We start from the raw sequence: 17,552 nt of genomic DNA on the forward strand, positions 1-17,552 counted from the left end.
AAAAAAAACCCTATCCTACTGGGGGCGGTTTTACCGGCCGCTTCTGTTTACGGGCCAGAAACAGGAAAAAACATCAATCAAGACACTACAAAGCCGATAGTCGATCAAGATATTTCGACCCTGTAGCTGGGTTAATTACATAGAAAGCACCCTCCAGAATCATCTAACAGCTCCCTGAATAGAGCATTTTCCATATATAAATTATGGTTTTATCATCATAAAAGTGGCTCCCGAAAGCCTATACAGATCACCAGCTCAAACTTTGCTTGCTGAACCCGGATAGTGTATTTTTCGCGGATGCCTACACCACTCCTCCTGATACTCTGCACCGCCCCCGACCGTGGGACAGCCGAGCGTCTTGCAGGAACACTGGTAGAACAGGGGTTAGTCGCCTGTGTCAATTTATCTGCGCCGATCACTTCAATCTATAAGTGGCAGGGTAAAACCGAACAGTCTGACGAAATCCAGTTATTCATAAAAACAACAAAAGATCGCTACCAGGCATGTGAGTCGGCACTCCGGGCGGAACATCCCTATGAACTTCCGGAAATCATCGCAGTCCCTGTAGAGCAGGGGCTGGATGACTATATAACCTGGGTGGAAAGATGCACAAACCAAACAAATTAATCGCCCTGCTGTTGCTGCTAACAGGGCTGGCAGGCACAACTCTGGCTGAGTGGAATGAAGATGACCTGCTGATGCAGGATCAGGCTTTCCAGATATCTGCAGAGAGCCTCACGCCGGACTCACTCAGAGTCGAATGGCTTATTGCTGATGACTACTACATGTATCGGGATAAGATCTCTTTTGATACAGAATCCATCGGCATCGAATTGGGCGAAGCCAGCCTCTCCAAGGCAAAAATCAAACAGGACGAATTCTTTGGGGAAGTGGCGATCTATCGCAATAAAGCCGTTGCTGAGATTCCGATCAAACGCATCCAGGGCGCCCCGGAAACCCTGCTTCTGAAAGCCCGCTCTCAGGGCTGCGCCGATCAGGGCATCTGCTTTCCTCCTCATATGCAGGAGGTCCGACTGGCGCTGCTGCCGATAGCAGAGGATGCTGCCGCTGCCGAGACCAATGACCCACTCGCCTTACTTGGAGATAGTGACCCTGCTCCCTTGTTCGACAATAGCGAAGAGGATGAATTGCTCGAACCCGATGAAGCCTACAAACTTACCGCTTCAGTCGAAGATGGCACACATATACGACTCTACTGGTCCATTGCAGACGGTACCTATCTCTATCAGGATAAGATAAGACTCTCCCTGAAGCAGAATGAGACAGCGCTGCTCGGGCAGATCGATCTACCAGAAGCAGAGATCAAACAAGACTCTATCCGACCGGACGGCTCCTTCGGGGATGTCGCGGTCTACCACAACGAAGTTGACTTGACTGTGCCATTGGTGCGAAGCAGCGTCGATGCTGGAGAGATCGTAGTTGAAGCAAACTATCAGGGATGCGCCGAGATCGGAGTCTGCTACCCACCAATCAGCAAGCAGTTCACACTCAGTCTGCCTGGTATATCAGAGGCCCAGGCTGAAGCGTCAACCACTGCCCTGAGCAGTAGATCATCCTCAACAACCCAGGCACCAGCCCAATCGGAAACCGATGAGATCACCAATACCCTGAAAGGAAACTCCACGCTGGTGATTGTTGGCGTATTTTTCCTGCTTGGACTGGGTTTGGCGTTCACCCCCTGCATCTTTCCAATGATCCCAATCCTATCGGGCATCATCGCAGGTCATGGTGATCAGATCACAACTAAAAAGGCATTTACACTGTCACTGGTCTATGTCCTCTCAATGGCAGTGACATATACTTTTGCCGGGGTTCTGGCCGGACTGTTTGGAGAGAATCTTCAGGCCTATTTTCAGAATCCCTGGATTCTTTCCAGCTTCGCCCTGGTATTTGTACTACTCGCACTCTCGATGTTTGGATTTTACGATCTGCAACTGCCCAGCAGCCTGCAGAGCAGGCTCACCGAAGTGAGCAATAAACAGCAGGGGGGATCCCTGATTGGCGTGGCCATTATGGGCTTCCTGTCCGCCCTGATCGTCGGCCCCTGCGTCGCCCCACCCCTGGCAGGCGCCTTGATCTATATTGGACAGACAGGCGATGCCTTGCTCGGTGGTCTGGCGCTGTTTGCCCTGAGCATGGGTATGGGCGCACCGGTGATTGCCATCGGCACATCTGCCGGGAAACTCCTACCCAGAGCCGGAGGCTGGATGGATGCAGTGAAGGCGGTATTCGGCGTTGCCCTGCTGGGCGTTGCCATCGTTATGCTGGAACGCATAATTATTGCAGAAATAGCAATGGTGCTTTGGGGTCTTCTTCTGATCATCTCCGCGATCTATATGGGCGCCTTGCGTAACCTGGAAATTGAAGCCAGCGGGTGGCAGAAACTCTGGAAAGGAGTGGGCTTCGTGTTTCTCGTCTACGGTACTTTGATGCTTGTCGGCGCAGCTGCAGGCGGCAAGGATACGGTGCAACCCTTGAGGGGCATTGTGATGGCTGGCGGCTCGGGATCAGCCCATCAGGAACTGACCTTCAAACGAATCAAGAGTCTCGAAGATCTTCAACGGGAGGTTGATTCTGCTTCTGCAGCAGGCAAACCGGTGATGCTCGATTTCTATGCGGATTGGTGTGTCTCATGCAAGGAGATGGAAAAATATACATTCAGTGATTCAGATGTGATCAGCGCGCTCTCGAATACAGTTCTACTGCAAGCGGATGTGACTGCAAACGACGATACGGACAAAGCTTTGCTGCAAGAACATTTCGGTCTGCCAGGCCCACCGGCAATCATCTTTTACGGGGCAGATGGCCAAGAGCGCAAAGCCTTCCGTGTCGTGGGTTTCAAGCCAGCGGACGAGTTTGCAGAGCATGTGCGAAGGGCCATTCAATAGCGTAAAAAACCTGCACCTTATTGGTGCAGGATCTCCCTGAAAAGCCGAAATATCTCATTTATACACTGACAAACTGTAACGATCTTGATAAGTTCTGCATTGAAACTGGACAAAACCGCGCTTATCTTGCAAAATTAGACGAATCTTATTCAAACACCGCCGAATCACTTCCCATGCACAGAAATTGGGAATAAAAAGAGCGGTTTACTTCGCAACTCATTGTCCGGGACAGCAGAATTATGGCGACCATTCTGATACTCAATGGCCCCAATCTGAATCTACTTGGCGTTCGTGAACCCAATCACTACGGTCATGAGTCTTTGAATGAGATAAGCCAACACCTGGAGTCCATAGCCAAATCGTTAGGCCATGAGATCGACTTCCGTCAAAGCAATGCTGAGCATGAGTTACTGACCTGGATACATCAGGCTTACGAGAATGAGGTGGCTTTCATTATCATCAATCCAGCCGCCTTCACCCATACCAGTATTGCCTTACGGGACGCCCTTCTGGGAACAGGCATACCCTATATCGAAGTTCATCTCTCAAATGTACACGCCAGAGAGGAGTTCCGCAGACACTCCTATTTTTCTGACAAAGCCGAAGGTGTCATCGTCGGCCTGGGTGCTCAGGGATATGAACTTGCATTGCAAGCCGCTGCTACGCGGCTCAACAAATAAACAATCTAGAGACAGAACATCATGGATATTCGCAAAGTAAAAAAATTAATTGAATTGCTTGAGGAGTCGGATGTTGCGGAGATTGAAATCCACGAGGGTGAGGAGTCGGTCAGAATCAGCCGCAACAACTCCATACCCATGACAATGGCGGCACCTGCAGTTGCCCCTGTTGCTGCGCCTCAACAAGCTCAATCTCCCTTGCCCGCCGCTTCAGCTCCACCAGTAGAAGAGAGTGCTGCAGAGATCCAGGGACATGCGGTACGCTCGCCAATGGTAGGCACCTTCTACCGCTCACCTTCACCAGGCAGTAAGCCTTTTGTTGAAGAGGGTCAGCAGGTTGCTGTGGGGGACACCCTATGCATCATCGAAGCGATGAAGATTCTGAATCAGATTGAATCAGACAAAGCGGGAACAGTAAGGAAAATACTGCTCGATAACGGCCAGCCGGTGGAATATAACGAACCCCTTTACATCATTGATTGAGTGAAACCATGATAGACAAGATTGTAATCGCCAATCGTGGTGAAATTGCACTTCGCATTCTACGAGCCTGTAAAGAGCTGGGTATCAAGACTGTTGCCGTTCATTCCGAAGCTGACCGGGACCTCAAGCACGTACTGCTTGCTGATGAATCAGTCTGCATAGGACCCGCACCTTCCAGTGAAAGTTACCTCAATGTGCCTGCAATAATCAGCGCCGCCGAAGTAACCGATTCGGTTGCAATCCATCCTGGATATGGCTTCCTCTCCGAGAATGCAGATTTTGCAGAGCGGGTTGAGAACAGCGGCTTCATCTTCATCGGCCCCAAAGCTGAGACTATTCGTGTCATGGGCGATAAAGTTGCAGCCATCGATGCCATGATAGAAGCCAAGGTACCAACAGTACCCGGCTCCAATGGCCCACTGGACAGCAACTCCAAGCGCACCAGAGAACTGGCAAATGAAATAGGCTACCCGGTCATCATAAAAGCGGCTGGTGGTGGTGGTGGACGCGGCATGCGTGTCGTGCACAGTGAAGCCACCCTGCTGAATGCCGTAGCAATGACCAAGGCTGAAGCTGATGCTGCATTTGGCAATGCGACAGTCTATATGGAGAAGTTTCTTGAAAATCCACGCCATGTAGAGTTCCAGGTACTATCTGATACCCACGGAAACGCCATTCATCTGGGTGAGCGTGATTGCTCGATGCAGCGCCGTCACCAAAAGGTGGTCGAGGAGGCACCAGCCCCTGGTATCACCGAACAGCAACGCAGGGATGTCGGCGAACGTTGTGCAGAGGCGTGTCGCCAGATTGGCTATCGCGGAGCAGGCACTTTCGAATTTCTCTACGAGGATGGCGAATTCTACTTCATCGAAATGAATACCCGTGTTCAGGTTGAGCATCCTGTCACTGAGCTGATTACCGGCGTCGATATCGTTAAAGAACAGATACTCATCGCTGCAGGTGAGCCTTTGCGATTCAAGCAGAGCGACATCAAACTCGAAGGTCATGCTGTTGAGTGTCGTATCAACGCGGAAGATCCTGTTAACTTCATGCCCAGCCCTGGCACCATTACCCAACTGCACACACCAGGCGGCCCAGGTATTCGGGTCGATACACATATCTATAACGGATATAAGGTTCCACCCTACTACGATTCGATGATCGGCAAACTGATTGCCCATGGTGAGGATCGTGCGTCTGCTATTGCACGTATGCGTATTGCACTTCATGAGATGGTGATCAGTGGTATCAAAACCAATATACCCCTGCACCTCGACATCATGAAAGACAGCGCATTCAATGCTGGTGGTGCCAACATCCACTATTTGGAAAAAAAGCTGGGGTTATAATCCTGGTCAGTAAACAATCATGTCCTGGCTTCAACTCTCACTTGATACCGATGAGGATCAAGCACCAATCCTTGAATTGGTCTTTGAAAACCTTGGCGCTCTCTCAGTCACCCTGGGCGATGCCGGAGACCAACCACTTCTGGAGATTCCGCCAGAGACAGAGCAGCTATGGCAGCATACCCGGGTAACAGCGCTTTTCGAGGGTGAACAGGACCAGCAACAACTGCAACTCGCGCTGACTGAGGCACTCAGTGAACCACTTGTAAGGCGGCTTCACTGGGAACGGATTGAAGACCGTATTTGGGAACGGGTCTGGCTGGAGCACTTCAAACCCATGTCTTTCGGTCAACGCTTATGGGTCTGTCCAGTAGGGGAGACCATTAAACAACCCGATAGCATAGTCATTCAATTGGATCCCGGGCTGGCATTTGGCACAGGAACCCATCCCACTACTGCACTCTGTCTTGAATGGCTGGATGGCCAGCCACTTAATGGCAAGAGAGTCATTGATTATGGTTGTGGATCGGGAATTCTCGCCATCGCCGCACTTAAATTAGGCGCTGCTTCGGTGATAGCCATCGATCACGACCATCAGGCACTTCAGGCCAGTCAGGATAATGCAGAGAAAAATGGGGTTGCTGAACGATTGTCCACCTTTCTGCCTGAAGAGGCACCAAAACTAAGTGCCGATTACCTGGTAGCCAATATTCTTGCTGGTCCCCTGATAGAGCTTGCATCGCATTTGGCTGAATGCATCAATTCAGGTGGAGAGTTTGCCCTTTCGGGAATCCTTGCTGAACAGGCGGATGAAGTAGGCAATCACTATCAGGCATTCGCTGAACTATCACCTGTCAAACAACGAGAGGAGTGGATACTGATCAGCGGTACTAAGCACTAAAAGGCCCTGCTAATAAATAATTCCTAGGGACAAAAGAGGTTAAGACTTGCCTAGGATTTTAGTACAGTCTAACGTAGGCTTAACAGGCCCTAAGTAACTGACCGATATTCAACCCATGTTTACCCAGTGCCCACACTGCTTAACTCTGTTCCGCATCAACTCGGAGCAACTCAAGGCCGCCGAGGGTCAGGTCAGGTGCTGCCAGTGCAACCAGATCTTCAATGCATTGGAGACCCTTCAAGAAACTCCGAAACCATTCAGCAATCAAGAAGAGATAGTGGATGTCGCGACAGATGAAGAGCGTGTCTCAGATGATCAACTCCTCTACTACCCACCCCAACAACATGATCATGACTCAGCACTGATCAATGACAGTGAAGTTGAGAGGTCACTTGATGATCTAGCAGATGACTCATCCCCTGTTCCTCCATTTTCAGATGATTCAAATTTGGAGAGCGACGAACCAGGCTTACTGGAAGAGAGTAGCAACCCGTACCTCTATGAAGTGAATGATGGTCTGGAGACAGAGCCTGACTACTTTGCCTCCGGCTCAGAATCCCAAATGTCTGAATTACTGGACAAGGACTCGGCTTCATTACTCCTCGACAGTGAACACCCGAATTCCAGCCTTGCTGAGATTATCGAGCTGGACATCCCTGAGTCTCATCATAAATATGAAGCGTCATCGGATAGCCTGATCAATGATAGCAGTGAACTTGAAGCTGAACGTCAAGGCGATACGGATAGCAGTGAGTTGGCAGAGGAAGAGCCGCCAATTGAGTCGGTGGAAGAGGAGCTCCGAAACATCGAGGATCAAATTGAGAAGGAGTTACCCTTCACTTTTGAAGCTCAGGATGATGAGGAAGCAGATTCAAACGGCGCCTCCATCTTCTGGACCATCGGATCATTGCTATTGTTGATACCGCTATGCGGGCAGATGGCATGGCAGTATCGGGATAACCTGATACATCATGAAACAGGCAGACAACTATTGGATGTTGTTTGCACTGTTGCCGGCTGCACCACACCGCAGCGAAAAGACAGAAGTAAGATACTGGTTACCGAGCGCTCGTTAAGCGCTCACCCTGAAAAAGAGAATACGCTTTCCATGCGTCTTGAGATAGTCAATACCGCACCGTTTCAACAACCCTTTCCTAAACTTCAACTAAGCCTGTTCAACGATATGGGGGCACTCATCGCGCGTCGAACTTTTAGCACGTCTCAATATCGCCCAGCATATACCGGAACAGATGAGTTGATGCCCAAACTGAAACCGATCCAAATCGATCTTGAACTGGTCGATCCCGGCAAAGAGGTCACTGGTTTTAAATTTGAGTTTCTTTAAATTCGATTGACTCATAACCTCCATTAGTACTTGACCATTTTATTAACCCGGCAACTGAATATGTCGTCGGCTTGTAATAAATAAGACAACCCTAAACTTTCACCAACCCTGGTTTGAATTAAAAACGACATCACAATCAGGGAATTTACTTCTCAAAAAAGTTTACATTTTAAATGTATATTCATTTTCATCCTCTTCAGCCTATATATCTAAAGGAGATTGAATAGCTTACTCAACACCCTTCCAGCCGATTCACAAGTTTCATCTCTTTCGAACCCCTGCACTGGATCAATTCAACTCGATTTTGCCTTTGCTTCCACCCCGATTTACGGGTAGTATCCCAACCCCTCCTTATCCTGTGAAAAGCCCTCTAAGAGGGGCGATTTAAATGCGCATTGGGCCCTATAAAATTGCAAATAATCTGTTCTTAGCGCCGATGGCAGGCGTAACGGACAGGCCGTTCAGACAACTATGCAGAAGTCTGGGCGCAGGTGTTGCCGTGTCAGAGATGATCTCTGCCGATGCGTCCTTATGGGGTACTAAAAAAAGCGTAAGGAGACTAGACCACGAAGGTGAGGATGCACCAATCAGCGTACAGATTTTAGGCTCTGATCCTGAGATGATGGCTCGGGCCGCCTGCGCCAATGTAGAGATGGGCGCCCAGATCATCGACATCAATATGGGTTGTCCAGCAAAAAAAGTATGTAAACGTGCCGCCGGCTCTGCACTGCTTGAGGATGAACCACTGGTCGCTGAAATACTAAAAGCGACTGTTGATGCTGTGGATGTCCCGGTCACCCTTAAAATACGTACCGGCAGTGATCCACAAAACAGAAATGGTCTACGAATTGCCGAGATAGCCGAAGATGCTGGCATCCAGGCATTGAGCATTCATGGCCGTACTCGAGCCTGCAAATTTTCAGGTCATGCCGAGTATGAGACCATTAGACAGATTAAACAGATGATAACCATACCGGTTATTGCAAATGGAGATATTGATTCCCCGCATAAGGCTGCGGAGGTATTTGAAAGAACAGGCGCTGACGCCCTAATGATTGGCCGCGCTGCGCAAGGACGCCCCTGGATCTTTAACGAGATCGACAACTATTTAAAAACCGGCAGGCTATTGCCTGAACCGGAACTCGAATGGGTTGCTGGCATCCTTACCAAACATGTCCAGCAGTTGCATCTATTTTATGGGGAGTACCTTGGCGTTCGCATTGCCCGCAAACATATCGCCTGGTACAGCAAAGGGCGCCCTGAAGGCGCCGTTTTCAGGAACAAAATAAACTATTCAGAATCACCTGCAGAGCAAATGCAGGCAATTCAGGAATATTTTGAGTTCCTGTATAACAAAAGGGACCTGGCAGCATGATGATTGAAGCGGCTCTACCTGACCAACAAAGCGAAGAGTATCTGACAGTTACTCACAGCAAAAAATCTGAACCCTTGCGACAGTGTGTCAGCGACGCCATGCAGCGCTACTTTAGTAATTTAGACGGACATGGTGCCAACAATCTTTATCGGTTGGTAATGAATGAGGTTGAAGCGCCACTACTTGAAAGTGTCATGAAGCATACCGGCGGGAATCAGACACAAGCTGCCACCATCCTGGGCATCAGTCGCAGCACCTTGCGCAAGAAACTTTCCCAGTACGACCTTGATTGAACTACAGAATCATCTTATGTGAATTAAGCGGCAATATCTGACTACTTTGCAGATCATGCCAAAACGATCATTTGCGTCATATCAAATCATTGAAGCATCCGACAGATTTAATTGTAGATTCCCTTCATAGTGATTTTTTTTAACGTGACCAAACAATATTTCTAAATAACAACCAACGGTATCACTCATGGCATCGATAAAACGCGCACTGATCAGTGTCTCAGACAAGACGGGGATTGTTGAATTCGCCCGCAATCTGGCAGAAAAAAATGTGGAAATACTCTCCACTGGAGGCACCGCAAAACTACTTACCCAAAATGATGTGCCTGTTATCGAGGTATCAGAATATACAGGCTACCCGGAAATGATGGATGGCAGAGTCAAGACTCTACATCCAAAAATCCATGGCGGAATCCTTGGTCGCCGTGGTACCGATGATGGCGTAATGAAGGAGAACGGCATTGGTCAGATCGATCTGATCGTGGTTAACCTCTATCCATTTGAAGAGACTGTGGCAAAACCGGATTGCGATCTGCCCACCGCAATTGAAAATATCGACATCGGCGGCCCAACCATGCTCAGAGCGGCGGCAAAGAATCATAAAGATGTCACTGTCGTTGTAGATGCATCTGACTACCAGAGAATCATCGACGAAATGGCGGCTAATGACAATCTGGTAGGTGACTCCACCCGCTTTGACCTGGCAGTCAAAACCTTTGAACACACCGCTCGCTATGATGGTGCAATCGCCAACTATCTTGGTGCCAGAACTGAGGGTGAGGTGATTGATTTTCCTCGTACGCTATCGTTACAGTTCAAACAGAGTCAAACCATGCGCTATGGTGAAAATCCCCACCAGAAAGCCGCTTTCTTTGTTGAACACAATATTGAGGAAGCGAGTGTTGCCACAGCTACTCAACTACAAGGCAAAGCACTCTCATATAACAACATCGGCGATACCGATGCAGCTTTGGAGTGTGTTAAGAGCTTTGATGAAGGCCCGGCCTGCGTCATCGTCAAGCATGCCAATCCCTGCGGTGTCGCCTATGGTAAAAATCTGCTTGAGGCCTATGACCGCGCCTATAGCACCGATCCTGAATCGGCCTTTGGCGGAATTATCGCCTTCAATGGTGAATTGGATGGGGATACAGCAAAAGCCATTGTTGAGCGGCAATTCGTAGAAGTGATTATTGCCCCCAAGGTCTCTGCTGCTGCAGTCGAAGCGGTAAGCAGTAAAAAGAACGTTCGCCTACTGGCCTGTGGTGAGTGGCTCAGCGAATCTGTGCATCGTACTGAGTACAAACGTGTCAACGGCGGCTTACTGGTTCAAGATGCCGATCTGCAATTGACACAAGAGATTAAGATTGTCACTAAAAGACAGCCTACTGAACAAGAGATGCAAGATCTTCTGTTTACCTGGAGAGTCGCTAAATATGTCAAGTCCAACGCAATTGTCTATGGCCGTGACGGCATGACCATTGGCGTGGGCGCAGGACAGATGAGCCGGGTTAACTCTGCACGCATCGCAGCAATAAAAGCAGAACATGCCAAGCTGGAAGTCAAAGGCTCGGTGATGGCATCTGATGCCTTCTTTCCTTTCCGCGATGGTATAGACAATGCTGCCGAAGCTGGCATTGTCGCAGTCATTCAACCCGGTGGCTCTATGCGTGATGACGAAGCCATCGCTGCAGCTGACGAGCACAACATGGCGATGGTATTCACTGGCATGCGTCATTTCCGTCACTGATGAATATACTGGTAATCGGTTCGGGCGGCCGAGAACACGCCCTTGCTTGGAAAGCTGCACAATCTCCCCTGGCAGAGAAGGTGTTTGTAGCCCCAGGTAATGCTGGTACTGCGCTGGAAGATAAACTTGAGAATGTAGAGATTGGCGTAGAGGCCCTTGACCAACTGGTGGACTTTGCCAGGCAGAATCAAGTTGGCCTGACCATCGTAGGGCCTGAAGTACCTCTCGTAATGGGTATAGTCGACGCCTTCCAGAAGGCCGGCTTGCGCTGTTTTGGACCCTCACAGGGCGCTGCTCAGCTTGAAGGCTCAAAATCTTTTACCAAGGATTTCCTCGCTCGCCATAAAATCCCCACTGCTGACTATCAGACCTTTACTGAGATAGATCCCGCTTTGGATTATCTACATCAATGTGGCGCACCCATTGTAATCAAAGCCGACGGCCTGGCTGCAGGTAAAGGGGTCATCGTCGCCATGGAGATGGAGACCGCCGAGTCTGCAGTACGTGACATGCTTGCCGGCAACGCTTTTGGGGAAGCTGGCCATCGGGTGGTTATTGAGGAGTACCTCGAGGGCGAGGAGGCAAGCTTTATTGTCATGGCTGATGGCACACATGTCCTGCCCATGGCCACCAGCCAGGACCATAAGCGAATCGGTGATGGTGATACGGGCCTCAATACCGGTGGTATGGGTGCCTACTCACCTGCGCCGGTAGTTACCGATAGCGTTGAGAAGCGCATTATGGATGAGGTCATCTATCCAACCATCAAGGGTATGGCGGATGAAGGGTTACCCTATACCGGCTTTCTGTACGCCGGCCTGATGATCACTGCCGATGGCACCCCTAAAGTGATTGAATTCAACTGTCGCTTTGGAGATCCGGAAACACAACCCATTATGTTGCGCATGCGTTCTGACCTGGTCAAACACTGTCTCGCCGCTCTGCAAGGAGAGCTGGATCAGGAAACAACTGTCTGGGATCCCCGTGCATCGGTTGGCATCGTCCTGGCGGCAGGCGGTTATCCAGGAAACTACGACAAAGGCCTAACCATTACCGGACTGTCTGAATCGTCATCAAGTGATCAGAAAGTGTTTCACGCAGGCACTCGCCTGGATGGTGATAAAGTACTGACTGCAGGTGGGCGAGTGCTCTGTGCCACGGCTCTGGGAGAGAGTGTTACCCAAGCCCAGGAGGACGCCTATCGGCTCACCCGTACAATTCAATGGCAGGATATCTACTTCCGCTCTGATATAGCCTACCGGGCCATTGCCCGGGAAAAGGCTGCTGATGGCGGTTGAAAAACCCAGTCGGAAACACTCTACTCATCGCACCCTGTTTCGGGGTGCCTTGGGTGTCTCAATAGCAGTCATCAGTTATCTGGCTTTCACCCCTTTGGATCTACCGGGTGTCAGCAGCCTGAATGACAAAGTCTCTCACATGATCGCTTTTTTCTGCCTTGCTTTTCTGGCGGACTTTTCCTGGCCTGAATCCCCTTGGAATCAGTTAAAGTTTTTTTTACTTCTGGGTTACGGTCTCGCCATTGAGGTGGTGCAGGCCTTTCTCCCCCATCGCCTCTTTTCTCTCTTTGACCTGTCAGCAGACGCCTTTGGGCTAATTCTCTACACTCTACTTCTTCCTTGGTTTATGCGATATAAGTTGCTTAAATCACTCAGATAACAAACGGCTTAAATAAAATACTCGCTCAATCTTTCACCCTTAACCACAGCAATCCAAAAAACCAATATAATTCTTGTAGGGATTGGTATATTCATTGAGAGATCTCGAAATCAGTCAATAAATCCACACAACAAGCAGGCAGTTATGAGCAGCGACGTTAAACATAGTGCTTTTAAATATGACTACCTGGGCTCTGATCCTAAGGCAATTCAGAGGTCAGTCTCCAACCATTTGGTCTACACCATCGGCAAGGATCCATTCACAGCAACAGATCACGATTGGATGATGGCATTCAGTCATGTGGTTCGGGATCGCTTGATCGAACGCTGGATGGAGACACAACGTAACTACTACAAACACGATGCCAAGCGTGTCTACTATCTCTCGATGGAGTTCTTGATCGGTCGCAGCCTGATCAACAGCCTGTTGAATATGGATATTTACGATGCGTGCGGCCAGGCGCTGCACAAACTGGGCATCGAACTTGAACAGCTGCGAAACCTGGAACACGACGCAGCCCTTGGTAACGGAGGCCTGGGAAGACTTGCTGCCTGTTTTCTCGATTCCATGGCGAGCCTGAATATTCCCGGTTATGGTTATGGCATCCGTTTTGAATATGGCATGTTCCGCCAGAAAATTGAGAATGGCAGCCAGGTAGAGCTGCCGGAAAACTGGCTGGTGCATGATAACCCGTGGGAGTTTCCACGTCCGGAAGTCTCCTACCGGATTCGCTTCGGCGGACGGGTCATGGAGTACCAGGATAGCAGTGGCCGTAAGCATTTCGACTGGATCGATGGCGACATTGTCATCGCACAGGCTTACGACACCCCGATTCCCGGTTTTCAGAATGATACGGTAAACAATCTGCGCCTGTGGAGCGCCAAGGCCCACGAAGCCTTCGACCTCAATCAGTTCAACCAGGGGGAGTATACAGAGGCGGTAGTCGGCAAGACCTTCTCAGAAAACATATCCAAAGTACTCTATCCCAACGACAGCTCCACCATGAATAAGCTGCTTAGATTAAAGCAGCAGTACTTTTTCGTCAGCGCCTCACTGAAAGACATCCTGCGACGCTTCTTCACAGACCATGAAGATCTGAAGGAGTTACCATCCAAAGTCGCCATCCAGCTCAATGACACCCATCCAGCCATTGCCATACCGGAAATGATGCGACTGCTGATGGACAAGCATCAACTGGAGTGGCAACCGGCCTGGGAGATCACCACCAGGGTCTTCTCATACACCAACCATACCCTGCTGCCGGAGGCCCTGGAGACCTGGCCGGTGAAGATCCTTGAAGAACTCCTTCCCCGCCACTTGCAACTGATTCTCGAAATCAATCGACGCTTCCTGCTGGTGCTGGGACACCTCCATCCTGGAGACATGGATATCCTGCGCCGCCTCTCAATCATCGATGAAGGTGGGGAGCGACGTATCCGCATGGCTCATCTGGCGATCATCGGCAGCCACAAGGTGAATGGTGTCTCTGCCATGCACAGTGAGCTATTGAGAGAGTCGACTTTCAAGGAGTTCAACCAATTCTATCCAGGCAAAATCATTAATATCACCAACGGCATCACCCCTCGTCGCTGGTTATACCTCTCTAATAGAAAACTCTCATCTTTGATTAGTGATGCTATCGGCCCCGAGTGGATAAAGGATCTCAGCCAGGTAAAAAAGCTTGAGGCATTCGCCCAGGACAGCAGCTTCCAGGACAAATTCCTTGATATCAAAAAGGCCAACAAGGATCACATGGCCAACCTGATTGAGTACTACCTGCATAAACAGGTCGATCCCACTACCCTGTTCGATGTCCAGGTAAAGCGAATTCATGAATACAAACGCCAATTGCTGAATCTGTTTCGCGCAATCGAACTCTACAACCGAATGGTCGATAATCCAGGTATCGATTGTGTTCCCCGCACCATTCTTTTTGGTGGTAAGGCAGCCCCTGGCTACAGTATGGCGAAAATGATCATACGCCTGATCAATGATGTTGCAGATGTAATCGACAACGATCCCGCTGTCAGCGACCGCCTTAAGATCATCTTCATCCCCAACTACGATGTCACTACCGCCACCGACATCATTCCCGCCGCTGAACTGTCACAGCAGATCTCTACCGCAGGTATGGAGGCATCGGGAACCGGCAACATGAAGCTGGCGCTGAATGGTGCCTTGACCATGGGCACTATGGATGGTGCGAATGTGGAGATGCTTGAGCAAGTGGGAGATGAAAATATCTTTATATTCGGACTCACCACTGATGATATCGCCCGGCTCAATCATCAAGGCTATCATCCACAGAGATACTATGAGTCCGATCCCAGACTAAAACGCATCATCGATATGATCGCGAACGGTTTCTTCTCACCTGAAGAACCCTCCCGCTATCGCATGATCACCGATAACCTGCTGCGCAGTGACCATTTCAAAGTCCTGGCCGATTTTGATACCTATATGTCCATCAGTGATAAAGCAGATGGCATCTATCGGGAACCCTCATCCTGGGTCCAAATGGCAATACTCAATACCGCGCGCATGGGTTATTTCTCAAGTGATCGCACCATCAGTGAATATGCCAGTAAGATATGGCAGGTGGAGCAAGTGTCGGGTTAATCAGAAATGCATACGAAAGTTGTTATCATATTTTAAGCATCTTAGGGCCCCCCACTTTGAGCTACTCGGTAGGGTGGGGCCCTGCCCCACCAATCTGTTGAAGAGGAATAAGAGACTCAAAGACGCAAAGAAACTTGAGAATCAATAAAAAGCACCCAGCAAGACAATTATTCTAAATATGGGATATAATTCCCATACAAACCAACACTGGATCATCTGCCTCTACAAAGGGAGTGATGGCATGAATGGAAAGCATAGCTGGATAACCCTGTTAACACTAAGTCTCTCACTCTTTGCCTGTGGTGGAGGCGGTGGAGACGACGACAGTGATGACGATGATGATGACAACAGCGGTCCAGGCGTAACTGAAGTCAGCGGCAGCCATCGCGTTCTGGCCTTTAATGACCTGGGTATGCACTGTGCGGATCTCGACTATTCGACATTCGTCATCCTGCCCCCCTTCAATGTCATACACAGCCAGGTGATTGAACGGGGTAATCCTCCGAAACTGCTTGATGACAATAGCGTCGAAGTCAGCTATCTCGCTACATCTGATCCGAGCGGCTCGATCAACACTACCAGCCAGAACCTGGCCGGCAGTGTCAATAAAACCAACTTTTGGAGCATTAACCCAAATTCGGGTAATAGCTATGTCTTCGATCTGTTCGGAGATAACCCAGTGCCGGACGAGGGCTTGGTATTTGGCCAAAACATGCCTGGCATTCTCAACCCATACAGCGCCAATGATCCCCAGCTGTTCAACGAATTCAACAGATCCAAAGGCTGGTTCTCTGCTGAGGGTATTCCAATTCTGCCGGTCGACGACAACGGACAACCCAACGCCTATCCTTTGATGAGAGTCACTGCCCAGCAAGTGGGTAGCGAAACCGCCCTTGCCACGCTTGATGTCGTCTTACCCGTCGCCTCAGAGGCAGATTGCCAGAACTGTCATGCAGCAGGTGAGATTGCGGCACCCATCTCCAGCGAAATCCCCTACCTGATCCCGGACGACATCAATGATTCCAATGCCGTATTGCAGGCCGCAAAAGAGAACATACTGCTACTGCATGATGCGGAACACGCTACCAACCTGGTAGCAAGCAAACCCGTACTTTGTGCCGCATGCCACTACTCTGCTGCCTTGGATTTAAGTGGTTCTGGACCTGCCGGCAGCCAACTCGGAAATGACACCATGTCAGAAGTCATGCACAGGCATCATGGTCAGCTGACTGATGAAACGAGCGGAGAACCGATCTTCCCCAGCAATGGCGACCTGGAAGAGACCTGCTACCAGTGCCACCCAGGAAAAGTTACCCAATGCCTTCGTGGCGCTATGGGTGGTGCAGGTATCGAATGTGCCGATTGTCATGGGAGTATGCTTGCCGTAGGCCAGGAGACAAGAACACCTTGGCTTGACGAGCCTCGCTGCGAATCCTGCCATACCGGTGATGCAACCAGTCATCTTGGTACCAGCCTGAGACTGAGCCAGGCCTGGGAAGACAACATCGACACAGCAACACCCCGAATCGCGACCAACAAACGCTTCGCAGAAAACGATTTGACGCTCTATCGCAACAGTCTCGGTCATGGCGGTGTTGCCTGCGAAGGCTGTCATGGCTCAACCCATGCCATCTGGCCGAATGCCAATGAGGCTTCCAATGACAACCTGGCATCGATACAACTCCAGGGACATGTCGGCACAATCAGTGATTGCAGCACTTGCCATACCAGCCTGCCTCTGACCACGTCCGGCCCCCATGGCATGCATAACGTCAATAGCCGAGGCTGGAACCTTGATCATGAAGACTTTTACAAAGATAACCCCAGCAGTTGCCAAAGTTGCCATGGCGTTAACCTGCAAGGTACCGTGTTATCCCAAGCTGCTGATGACAGAAACTACCTGCGGGACGATGATGGAGAGAGAACCATCTTCGTGGCGAAAGGTACGCAAGTGAGTTGCACCTTATGCCATGAATACCCCGAGGAAGATGATGACTGATAGGCATCGTAGAGTCTGTCGAGCTCTGATTCAGATACTCCTGCAGAAGACAATTTATAATCCAAACAGCTGCTCATCATCACTCTCACCCAACCGCACAAAGGTGATACCTATACCGTAGATACCCTGTTCCATTGCAACTCTAAAATGGATTTTGTCGATAACCTTGGTTTATAAG

Annotated in this window: 14 protein-coding genes; all 14 read left to right on the forward strand. The window is 49.8% G+C overall.

Features of this window, described 5'->3' with window-relative positions; all coding sequences use genetic code 11:
* The first annotated feature begins 297 nt into the window (after positions 1–297).
* The 14 genes from cutA (at position 298) to AC4IFB_RS02980 (ending at position 17,374) form a co-directional block, all read left to right on the forward strand.
* The gene (gene cutA, locus AC4IFB_RS02915) at positions 298–627 is read left to right on the forward strand and encodes a divalent-cation tolerance protein CutA (RefSeq protein WP_490775555.1); all 330 of its coding nucleotides are present in this window, start codon (positions 298–300) and stop codon (positions 625–627) included.
* Complete coding sequence (locus AC4IFB_RS02920) at positions 606–2,909, forward strand: protein-disulfide reductase DsbD (RefSeq protein ID WP_490779346.1); 2,304 nt, start codon at positions 606–608, stop codon at positions 2,907–2,909. Before cutA ends, AC4IFB_RS02920 begins: the two co-directional genes overlap by 22 nt.
* 239 nt (positions 2,910–3,148) lie before the next feature.
* A complete protein-coding gene (aroQ, locus tag AC4IFB_RS02925; RefSeq protein WP_490775553.1) occupies positions 3,149–3,589 on the forward strand; it encodes a type II 3-dehydroquinate dehydratase in 441 nt (146 codons plus the stop codon).
* Between the two features lie 21 nt (positions 3,590–3,610).
* A complete protein-coding gene (gene accB, locus AC4IFB_RS02930) occupies positions 3,611–4,072 on the forward strand; it encodes an acetyl-CoA carboxylase biotin carboxyl carrier protein (protein WP_490775552.1) in 462 nt (153 codons plus the stop codon).
* Positions 4,073–4,080: 8 nt separating this feature from the next.
* Positions 4,081–5,421 carry an acetyl-CoA carboxylase biotin carboxylase subunit gene (accC, locus tag AC4IFB_RS02935; protein WP_490779347.1) on the forward strand — a complete coding sequence of 447 codons (1,341 nt, stop codon included), beginning with the start codon at positions 4,081–4,083 and terminating at the stop codon, positions 5,419–5,421.
* A 19-nt stretch (positions 5,422–5,440) separates the two neighbouring features.
* A complete protein-coding gene (gene prmA / locus AC4IFB_RS02940; protein ID WP_490775550.1) occupies positions 5,441–6,319 on the forward strand; it encodes a 50S ribosomal protein L11 methyltransferase in 879 nt (292 codons plus the stop codon).
* A gap of 115 nt (positions 6,320–6,434) precedes the next feature.
* Complete coding sequence (locus AC4IFB_RS02945; RefSeq protein WP_490775549.1) at positions 6,435–7,664, forward strand: DUF3426 domain-containing protein; 1,230 nt, start codon at positions 6,435–6,437, stop codon at positions 7,662–7,664.
* A 388-nt stretch (positions 7,665–8,052) separates the two neighbouring features.
* Positions 8,053–9,039, forward strand: a complete 987-nt coding sequence (dusB, locus tag AC4IFB_RS02950; protein ID WP_490775548.1) for a tRNA dihydrouridine synthase DusB — start codon at positions 8,053–8,055, stop codon at positions 9,037–9,039.
* Complete coding sequence (gene fis / locus AC4IFB_RS02955) at positions 9,036–9,332, forward strand: DNA-binding transcriptional regulator Fis (protein WP_490775547.1); 297 nt, start codon at positions 9,036–9,038, stop codon at positions 9,330–9,332. The genes dusB and fis overlap by 4 nt, the downstream gene beginning before the upstream one ends.
* Positions 9,333–9,519: 187 nt before the next feature.
* Positions 9,520–11,079, forward strand: a complete 1,560-nt coding sequence (gene purH / locus AC4IFB_RS02960; protein WP_490779348.1) for a bifunctional phosphoribosylaminoimidazolecarboxamide formyltransferase/IMP cyclohydrolase — start codon at positions 9,520–9,522, stop codon at positions 11,077–11,079.
* On the forward strand, positions 11,079–12,377 hold the full coding sequence (gene purD, locus AC4IFB_RS02965) for a phosphoribosylamine--glycine ligase (RefSeq protein ID WP_490779349.1): 1,299 nt from the start codon (positions 11,079–11,081) through the stop codon (positions 12,375–12,377). The genes purH and purD overlap by 1 nt, the downstream gene beginning before the upstream one ends.
* Positions 12,367–12,756, forward strand: coding sequence for a VanZ family protein (locus AC4IFB_RS02970; RefSeq protein WP_490779350.1), 390 nt, complete (start codon positions 12,367–12,369; stop codon positions 12,754–12,756). The genes purD and AC4IFB_RS02970 overlap by 11 nt, the downstream gene beginning before the upstream one ends.
* Before the next feature lie 144 nt (positions 12,757–12,900).
* On the forward strand, positions 12,901–15,375 hold the full coding sequence (locus AC4IFB_RS02975; protein ID WP_490779351.1) for a glycogen/starch/alpha-glucan phosphorylase: 2,475 nt from the start codon (positions 12,901–12,903) through the stop codon (positions 15,373–15,375).
* 241 nt (positions 15,376–15,616) lie between these two features.
* Positions 15,617–17,374 carry a cytochrome C gene (locus tag AC4IFB_RS02980; RefSeq protein ID WP_490779352.1) on the forward strand — a complete coding sequence of 586 codons (1,758 nt, stop codon included), beginning with the start codon at positions 15,617–15,619 and terminating at the stop codon, positions 17,372–17,374.
* Positions 17,375–17,552: the final 178 nt, after the last annotated feature.

It is taken from the genome of Candidatus Thiodiazotropha sp. AKIB8 (assembly GCF_058244675.1).

Coding starts and splice junctions, on each gene's coding strand:
- prmA (WP_490775550.1), top strand. CDS start 5,441: ATGTCCTGGCTTCAACTCTCACTTGATACCGATGAGGATCAAGCACCA.
- accC (WP_490779347.1), top strand. CDS start 4,081: ATGATAGACAAGATTGTAATCGCCAATCGTGGTGAAATTGCACTTCGC.
- dusB (WP_490775548.1), top strand. CDS start 8,053: ATGCGCATTGGGCCCTATAAAATTGCAAATAATCTGTTCTTAGCGCCG.
- AC4IFB_RS02975 (WP_490779351.1), top strand. CDS start 12,901: ATGAGCAGCGACGTTAAACATAGTGCTTTTAAATATGACTACCTGGGC.
- purD (WP_490779349.1), top strand. CDS start 11,079: ATGAATATACTGGTAATCGGTTCGGGCGGCCGAGAACACGCCCTTGCT.
- cutA (WP_490775555.1), top strand. CDS start 298: ATGCCTACACCACTCCTCCTGATACTCTGCACCGCCCCCGACCGTGGG.
- fis (WP_490775547.1), top strand. CDS start 9,036: ATGATGATTGAAGCGGCTCTACCTGACCAACAAAGCGAAGAGTATCTG.
- AC4IFB_RS02945 (WP_490775549.1), top strand. CDS start 6,435: ATGTTTACCCAGTGCCCACACTGCTTAACTCTGTTCCGCATCAACTCG.
- AC4IFB_RS02920 (WP_490779346.1), top strand. CDS start 606: ATGCACAAACCAAACAAATTAATCGCCCTGCTGTTGCTGCTAACAGGG.
- AC4IFB_RS02970 (WP_490779350.1), top strand. CDS start 12,367: ATGGCGGTTGAAAAACCCAGTCGGAAACACTCTACTCATCGCACCCTG.
- purH (WP_490779348.1), top strand. CDS start 9,520: ATGGCATCGATAAAACGCGCACTGATCAGTGTCTCAGACAAGACGGGG.
- aroQ (WP_490775553.1), top strand. CDS start 3,149: ATGGCGACCATTCTGATACTCAATGGCCCCAATCTGAATCTACTTGGC.
- accB (WP_490775552.1), top strand. CDS start 3,611: ATGGATATTCGCAAAGTAAAAAAATTAATTGAATTGCTTGAGGAGTCG.
- AC4IFB_RS02980 (WP_490779352.1), top strand. CDS start 15,617: ATGAATGGAAAGCATAGCTGGATAACCCTGTTAACACTAAGTCTCTCA.